We start from the raw sequence: 7,217 nt of genomic DNA, 5'->3' as shown, positions 1-7,217 counted from the left end.
AGAGGCCGCACTCATCGCACCGGTCACGGGCAACGACAGCAACACGCAGGGAGGTAGCTCGCACCATCGCGCGCGACGTTACGAAGATGCCTAGGTTGTGTCAAGCCAATGCCTTGCTCGCTATTACCCGCTCTACTACCTTACGCCCCGATGCACCGTTTCACGATCCCTCCGTGCCTTCGGCACGCCTCGAGCCCCTGCTAGATGCGCTGGCCTTTTTTGAAAGCGGGAAGATCGTTCTTCCCGGCGAACGCGATTGCCGTTGATCTCGGTACCGCAAACACGCTGATCTACGTCAAGGGCGAAGGCATCGTACTCAACGAACCCTCGGTCGTCGCAATCGATCGCGAGACCAAGAAGATCAAGGGTGTCGGCCTCGAAGCGAAGCGCATGCTCGGTCGCACGCCCGACGGCGTGATCGCCGTTCGTCCGATGAAAGACGGCGTGATCGCCGATTTCGACGTGACGGAACGAATGCTGCGCTACTTCCTCACGCTCATCATCGAGAATCACGTCTTCAAGGTCAAACCGCGAGTGATCGTCTGCGTTCCGTCTGGTATCACGGAAGTGGAGCGTCGTGCCGTGCGCGACTCCGCCCTCGGCGCGGGCGCGAAAGAAGTGTTCATGGTGGCCGAGCCGATGGCGGCGGCGATTGGCGTCGGGCTTCCCGTCGAAACGCCGACCGGCAACATGGTGATCGACATCGGCGGCGGCACGACGGAAATCGCTGTCATCGCGCTGTCCGGCATCGTGAGCGATGCATCGATTCGCACGGGCGGCGACGAGCTCGATACGTCGATCGTGCAGTTCATGCGCAAGAATTACAATTTGCTCATCGGCGAGCCGACCGCGGAGCAGATCAAGATCAACATCGGGTCGGCCGCGCCGGTCGGCGACGAGCGCGAGATGGAAGTGAAGGGCCGAGACCTGGTGTCCGGCATTCCGAAAACGGTGCGCGTCCACTCGAGCGAGATCCGCGAGGCCATTCAGGAGCCGATCCAGCAGATCGTCGACGCCGTGCGCCGCGCGCTCGAGATCACGCCGCCGGAACTCGCCAGCGACATCGTCGATCGCGGCATCGTCATGACCGGCGGCGGCGCGCTCATTCGCGGCCTCGACTTGCTACTCAGCCAGGAGACCAGCTTGCCGATCCACGTGGACGAGGATCCGCTCACCTGCGTCGTCCGCGGAACGGGCCGGATTCTTGACGATGAGGAGAAGTACTGGTCCGTCCTCAGCGCCTAAGAGTGCGTTCAAACCTGTCGTCATCCCGAGCGAAGCGAGGGATCTAGCCTGCCCGGTAGAGGGACGCCACTCTTTCGAGACGAAAGATTCCTCGCCTGCGCTGCGCTTTGGCTCGGAATGACAGCCTGTTGAAACGATCTCTGAGGGGATAGCTCGTGGCAAGTGCGGCACGTTTAGGCAACAAAGTCGATGCCGGCCTGTTGATCGGCTGCGTCGTCATATCACTCGTCTTGCTCGTTCTTCGCAACGAGGACAAGGAACCGATCGCGAGCGCACTGCGCCGGACCGCCGTGGCGCCGCTCGTCAGCTTGCAGCGCGGCGCGGAACGCTGGCGCACCGCGTGGGTCTCGAGCGAGCAGCGGCAGCTCGTCGCCGACTCCGTCGCGCTGCGCGCCGTGAAGGCGCAGGCGCTCCAGGTCGAGAACGACCAGCTGCGCAAGATTCTCGGGTTGGGAACGCGACTCGAGTCGGGTTTCGTGCCCGCCGAGGCGCTCCACTCGACCGCGCAGAGCGAAGAGACGGTCACGACCCTCACGCTCACCGCAGGTAGCACGGCGGGCATTCAGCGGTACAGCCCGGTCGTCGCGCCTGAAGGATTGGTTGGCACCATTCAGACGGCCGATCCGACAATGAGCATCGCGATCCTGTACACGCATCCCGACTTTCGCGCGAGCGCGATGGCGCCGGACGGAACGACATTCGGGATCGTGTATCCGCATCGCGCGCGCGCCGGCGGCGCCGACGCCTACATGCTGGAATTGCAGGGCGTGTCCAATCGGTCGGTCCTCAAACCCGGCACACCGATCTACACCTCGGGCCTTGGCGGCACGTTCCCGCGGGGGATTACGATCGGCACGATCGTCGAAGAGATAAAAACTTCTCAGGTGTGGACAAAAACTTATCTCATTCGCCCGGCCGTCAGTCCGTCGCGTGTGACGACGGTGCTGGTGCTCGTGCCGCAGCGCGTCACGCAGGGGATCGGCAACGTGTGGGGCGCGGCGGTCAATCTCGACTCGGCCGCCAAGCGTATTGCGGTCGCCGGTGATTCCGTGGCGAAGCAGGCCGCGGTGCTCGAGGCGCGCGCGCGTCAGGCGACCCTCGACTCGGTGAAGCACTACGCGATCGATTCCGTGAAGCGTGCGCTCGGGGTGCCTCTCAATGCGGCAGACAGCGCGGCTGCGGCAGCGCGCGGGCTGTTGGCTGGAGCGGGCGCCGCAACGGGCGCTGCAACGGGCGCTGCAACGGGCGCCGCGCCGCGTCCACAGGCGTCGGGCGGAGGCGCTGCCCCCGCGCAACCGACCGCCTCGCAAACGGCACCGGTCGTGCGTGATACATCGCGCGCGCGCCGCGATTCGCTCCGTCGCGATTCACTTCGCCGCGACTCGCTCCGTTCTGATTCCACTCGACCACGACGCCCCCCGCAATGAACTGGACCGGCGCCGTCCGGACGATTCTCGTCTGCCTCATTCTGATCGTTCTGCACTACACGTTGCGTCCGCTGCTCGCCTGGCGGGCGTCGGTCGATTTCATGATCGTCGCACTGCTGATTGGCTCGGTTCGCTTGCGCCCCGGCGCGGCAGCAGTGTACGGATTCATTCTGGGCCTGCTCGCCGATTCGCTGGCGGTGTCGGGCTTCGGCGCCGCCGCGCTGGCGATGGCCGTCGTCGGATTCTCGGCGTCGTGGCTCAAGGCGGTGTTCTTCGCTGACAACCTGGCGCTCAACGGATTCTTTCTGTTCCTCGCCAAGTGGGTGTTCGACTTGATCTACCTGCTCGTGGGGCACCGGGCTCAAGGTACCGAGCTCGTGATGCAGATCTTCGTCTGGTCGCCGCTCTCGGCAGCGGTGACAGCGGTGGCCGGCGTGATCGCGTTGTCGCTCTTGAAACCGCTGATGGAAGCGCGAACGGCCTGAACCCGCGTAGCCGCCTATGAGTTTTCATCCGAACGACGTCGTACGGCGCGGCCGCGCGGCGAGTCTGATCGTTTGCGGCGTGCTGATCTTCATGCTCAGCGCGTTCTTTCGCGCGCAGGTGCTGAAGAACGAGGACTTCAAGCTCAAGTCCGAAGAGAACCGCTTGCGCGAGATTCCGACGCCCGCGCCGCGCGGCCGCATTCTCGACCGCAACAACAAGCCGATCGCGGAGAATGTCGTCGGCTACTCGGTGGCCCTGCTGGCGCTGAACGAAGACACGCTGCGCGCCACGCTGACACGTCTCCGCAACACCGTGCAGCTCACGGACAAGCAGTTTCAGGACGCCATCAAGCGTTTTCGAAAGGACCGTACGCGGCCGACGGTGATCATTCAGGACGCGTCGTTCGACGTGATCTCGACGCTCGAGGAACATCACATGGATTTCCCGAGCCTGATCATGCAGTCCTCGCCGAAACGCATTTATCCGGATGGCGAGGCGGTCGGCGCGTTCGCGGGTTTCATCAGCGAGATCAACGAAGGAGAGTTGGCCGATCTCGCGAAGTTCGGTTACAAGCCGGGGCAACTCGTCGGCAAGCAAGGGCTGGAGAAGCAGTACGAAAAAGAGCTGCGGGGGCGGGAAGGGATTCAGTTCGTCGAAGTCGATGCGCGCAACCGCGTGGTGCCGAACGGTCAGGCGCGTGAAGACGTGACGCCGGCCGAAGGACCGACGCTCTACACGAACATCGATCTCGATTTGCAGGAGTACATCCACTCGCTCTTTGCGGACACGTTGCCGGCGGGCGTGGTGGCGATGGTGCCGCAGACAGGCGAGGTGCTCGCGCTGTACAGCGCGCCGGCGATCGACCCGAATCGGTTCGTCGGCGGCGTCTCGAGCAGCTACTACGATTCGCTGCGCGCCGATCCGCGCCTGCCGATGTACAACAAGGTGCTTCAGGCGACGCAGCCGCCCGGCTCGACGTTCAAGCTCGCGACGTCCGTCATGGCGCTCGAGGACAGTCTGATCACGTTCAGTTCGCACATGCCGGAGGCGTGCAACGGCGTGTTCTATTTCGGCAATCGCACGTGGCACTGCTGGCAGAAGCAGGGACATGGCAGTCTCGACCTCTCGGGCGCCATCGCGCAGTCATGTGACGTCTATTATTACCAACTTGGATTGAAGCTCACGCTGAGCCGCATCGTCGCGGGCGGCGTCGGCCTGGGCTTCGACAAGCGCACGGGCATCGACCTGCCGGGGGAAGTGCGGCCGGAATTCCCGAACTCGCTGCCGGGCTACTTCAACAAGAAGTATCCGCGCGGCTGGACGCCTGGTGAGAAGGAGTTGAATCTCGCGATCGGGCAGGGTGAGAATGCCCAGTCGGTGCTGAACATGGCGCGCTTCTACAGCGCGCTCGCGACCGACGGCTACGCGCCCGTGCCGCAGATTCGCCGCGGCGCACCCAAGCGGAGCAAGATCATCAATCTGCCGCCCGATCAACTCGCGATGCTGCGCAAAGCGATGATGGGCGTGGTCTCTGCCGGCGGTACGGCCGCCGGAGCCGCGATCGCCGGCGTGAAAGTCGCCGGCAAGACCGGTACGGCGCAGACGCTGCGCAAGGACAAGAACAACAAGCCGCTCTATTGGGCGTGGTTCGCCGGCATGGCGCCCGCCGAGGATCCGAAGATCGTCGTCATCGTGATGGCGCCCGACGTCACGTTCGAGGGCTCGACCTCGGCGCGCTTCGCGACGAAGATCATCGCGCACTATCTCCACGTGAAGGTCGACGACAACAGCATCGAGAACACGGGCTGATGGCGACGGCACGTCGCATCAACATCGATCTGCCGCTCGTCCTCGCCGCGATCGCGTTGACGCTGTACGGAATCGCGGTCGTGTTTTCCGCCGGGCAGACCGACGTGCACACGCCCGCCGATCACGCGTGGCGCGCGCAGATCATGTGGACGGTGGTCGGCATCATCGGCGCGTGGGGCGTGTCGCGCGCGTCGGTGCGCATGATCGAATGGATGACGGTGCCCGCGTACGTCTTCACGTTGCTGCTGCTCGCCGCGCTCCTCGTCGGACTGGGCTCGGGCGCGGGCACGGCAACGAGCACGTCGGGCTGGCTCACGATCGGCGGACACCGCCTCGGACAACCCGCCGAGCTGGCGAAGCTCACCGTGGTGTTGATGCTGGCGCGCGTGCTGGGGCAGCATCGCATTGCGCCCAAGTCGATGATCGAGCTCTGGAAGCCGTTGCTGGTCGCGGGAGCTCCGCTCCTGCTCATCATGGCGCAGGGCGACCTCGGCACGTCGATCGTGTTCGTGGGAATTTTCTTCGCGATGCTCTTCTGGGCGGGCGTTCCGTGGCAGCTGCTGATTCTGCTCGCGAGCCCGGTGATCAGTCTGATCCTCGGATTCGACGCGCGCATCTGGGGCGCGTTCCTGTGCTTGCTCATCGCGCTCGTCATTTGGTACAAGCCGTATCTCGGCGAAGCGCTGTTCGTGATTTCAGCGTGCGTCCTCACCGGAATCGTCGGGCCGCTTCTGTGGGAGCACATGCCGCGCTATCGGCAGAATCGCTTGCTGGTGTTTCTCGATCCGAGCGTCGATCCGCGCGGCAGCGGCTACCACGTCATCCAGTCGATCACGGCGATCGGCTCTGGTGGATGGTTGGGCCGCGGATATCTCCACGGTCCGCAGAAGCGTCTGGCGTTTTTGCCCGAGCAATACACCGACTTCATCTTCGCGGTGGTCGGCGAAGAACTGGGGTTCATCGGCGTGCTCGTGGCGCTCGCGCTGTTTCTGTTTCTCTTCCTGCGCGTGATTCGCATCGCCGAGCGCGCGAACGATTCGTTCAGCAGTTTGGTGGCGTTCGGGTTGCTGGCGAGTTGGTTCACACATGTGCTCGAGAATGTCGGCATGACGCTCAACCTCATGCCGATCACGGGCATTCCGCTGCCGTTTTTCAGTTACGGCGGGAGCTTTATGCTAGCCTGTTGGCTCGCCGTCGGAGTTCTCGCGCGGATCTCGAGCGAAGGGCGGGGCGGCGTCTCGGGACAGCTGAAGGTGTAAGTTGGGAGGTGCGCCGCGTTCGCGGCCGGCCTAGGCGGTCCCATCCCGGCGGGCGTAAGCGGCGATTTGCAAGCGCGTGTGCAACGCCAACTTTTCCATGACGTTTCTCACGTGGCTCTTGACCGTGTGCGACGCGATGTTCAAGCGTTGAGCGATCTCCTTGTTGCTCAGGCCTTCGCCGATCAGCTCGATCACCTGGCGTTCGCGCGGCGTCATGCGGACGTCGTCGAGCACGCGCGCCGGTTCCGCGATCGCGGCGAGCTTGACGATCTGTGAAAAGAGCGATTCGGTCATGCGCGGCGGCAACACCTTGTCGCCCGCCGCCACCGTCCTGATGGTGGCCACGAATTCGTCGAAGGTCGCGTCCTTCATCATGAACCCGGACACGCCCGCCTGGACGAACTGCGCGATGTCCTCGTTCACCGGGACGAGGTCCATCACGATGATCTTCGTCGCGGGATACTGCGCGGTCAACGCGGTGGCAATGTTCAAACTATCATCATCGCCGAGCCCGACGTCGAGGAGCAGCACGTCGGGTTTCACGCGCTCCACGAACGCCGCATCCGCGGTACTCGTCGCCACCGGCCGGAAGTCGGACACGCGCTCGAGCAGCGCGGCCAACGCATCGCGCACGAGGCGATTGTCATCGACGATCGCAATCCTGATCGTCGGGGCCGACGTCGGCGCCGCTGGCATTGGTCGATGATTGTCCGTCGTTGAAGAGGTTGCGCCCCCGGATTCGCGGCGGTGTGTCGCCCGGCCGAGTCGCGTAACCGAGTTGCCTCGGCGGCGGAAAGGTAATGGCGTACTCCGTTTGTGTCATTGCGGCCGACCGGAGCGGATCTGTAGCCTTCGTAGTCACTCTGCCGCGAGTGCACGGTCGGGACGCCGGCGCGCCGTCCGATCGTGCTGCCACCCGTGCCGGTATCGGATGCCGAACGAGTCCAACGACACGAACGACGCGAACGACGCGAACGACGCGAACGACGCG

Annotated in this window: 6 protein-coding genes; 5 read left to right on the top strand and 1 reads right to left on the bottom strand. The window is 64.2% G+C overall.

The features are described 5' to 3' along the window. The first annotated feature begins 204 nt into the window (after window positions 1–204). From VN706_24345 to rodA, 5 genes are all read left to right on the top strand, one after another. On the top strand, window positions 205–1,245 hold the full coding sequence (locus tag VN706_24345; protein ID HXT18778.1) for a rod shape-determining protein: 1,041 nt from the start codon (window positions 205–207) through the stop codon (window positions 1,243–1,245). Between the two features lie 155 nt (window positions 1,246–1,400). Next, a complete protein-coding gene (gene mreC / locus VN706_24340; GenBank protein ID HXT18777.1) occupies window positions 1,401–2,672 on the top strand; it encodes a rod shape-determining protein MreC in 1,272 nt (423 codons plus the stop codon). Further along, the gene (mreD, locus tag VN706_24335; protein ID HXT18776.1) at window positions 2,669–3,157 is read left to right on the top strand and encodes a rod shape-determining protein MreD; all 489 of its coding nucleotides are present in this window, start codon (window positions 2,669–2,671) and stop codon (window positions 3,155–3,157) included. Before mreC ends, mreD begins: the two co-directional genes overlap by 4 nt. A 16-nt stretch (window positions 3,158–3,173) precedes the next feature. Further along, on the top strand, window positions 3,174–4,967 hold the full coding sequence (gene mrdA / locus VN706_24330) for a penicillin-binding protein 2 (GenBank protein ID HXT18775.1): 1,794 nt from the start codon (window positions 3,174–3,176) through the stop codon (window positions 4,965–4,967). Continuing rightward, window positions 4,967–6,226, top strand: coding sequence for a rod shape-determining protein RodA (gene rodA, locus VN706_24325; protein HXT18774.1), 1,260 nt, complete (start codon window positions 4,967–4,969; stop codon window positions 6,224–6,226). Before mrdA ends, rodA begins: the two co-directional genes overlap by 1 nt. Before the next feature lie 30 nt (window positions 6,227–6,256). On the opposite strand, the gene VN706_24320 is transcribed toward rodA, so the two are convergent. Beyond that, window positions 6,257–6,922, bottom strand: coding sequence for a response regulator transcription factor (locus VN706_24320; GenBank protein HXT18773.1), 666 nt, complete (start codon window positions 6,920–6,922; stop codon window positions 6,257–6,259). Window positions 6,923–7,217: the final 295 nt, after the last annotated feature.

This window comes from Gemmatimonadaceae bacterium (assembly GCA_035606695.1).
In the GTDB taxonomy this organism is placed as follows: domain Bacteria; phylum Gemmatimonadota; class Gemmatimonadetes; order Gemmatimonadales; family Gemmatimonadaceae; genus JAQBQB01.
Note: the sequence above shows the minus strand (reverse complement) of the source record. Positions and strands in the feature narration are given on the sequence as shown.

Bases quoted from the DNA above. Each gene is read 5' to 3' on its own strand.
- VN706_24345 (HXT18778.1), top strand. From the start codon at position 205: ATGCGCTGGCCTTTTTTGAAAGCGGGAAGATCGTTCTTCCCGGCGAAC.
- mreD (HXT18776.1), top strand. From the start codon at position 2,669: ATGAACTGGACCGGCGCCGTCCGGACGATTCTCGTCTGCCTCATTCTG.
- mrdA (HXT18775.1), top strand. From the start codon at position 3,174: ATGAGTTTTCATCCGAACGACGTCGTACGGCGCGGCCGCGCGGCGAGT.
- rodA (HXT18774.1), top strand. From the start codon at position 4,967: ATGGCGACGGCACGTCGCATCAACATCGATCTGCCGCTCGTCCTCGCC.
- VN706_24320 (HXT18773.1), bottom strand. From the start codon at position 6,922: ATGCCAGCGGCGCCGACGTCGGCCCCGACGATCAGGATTGCGATCGTC.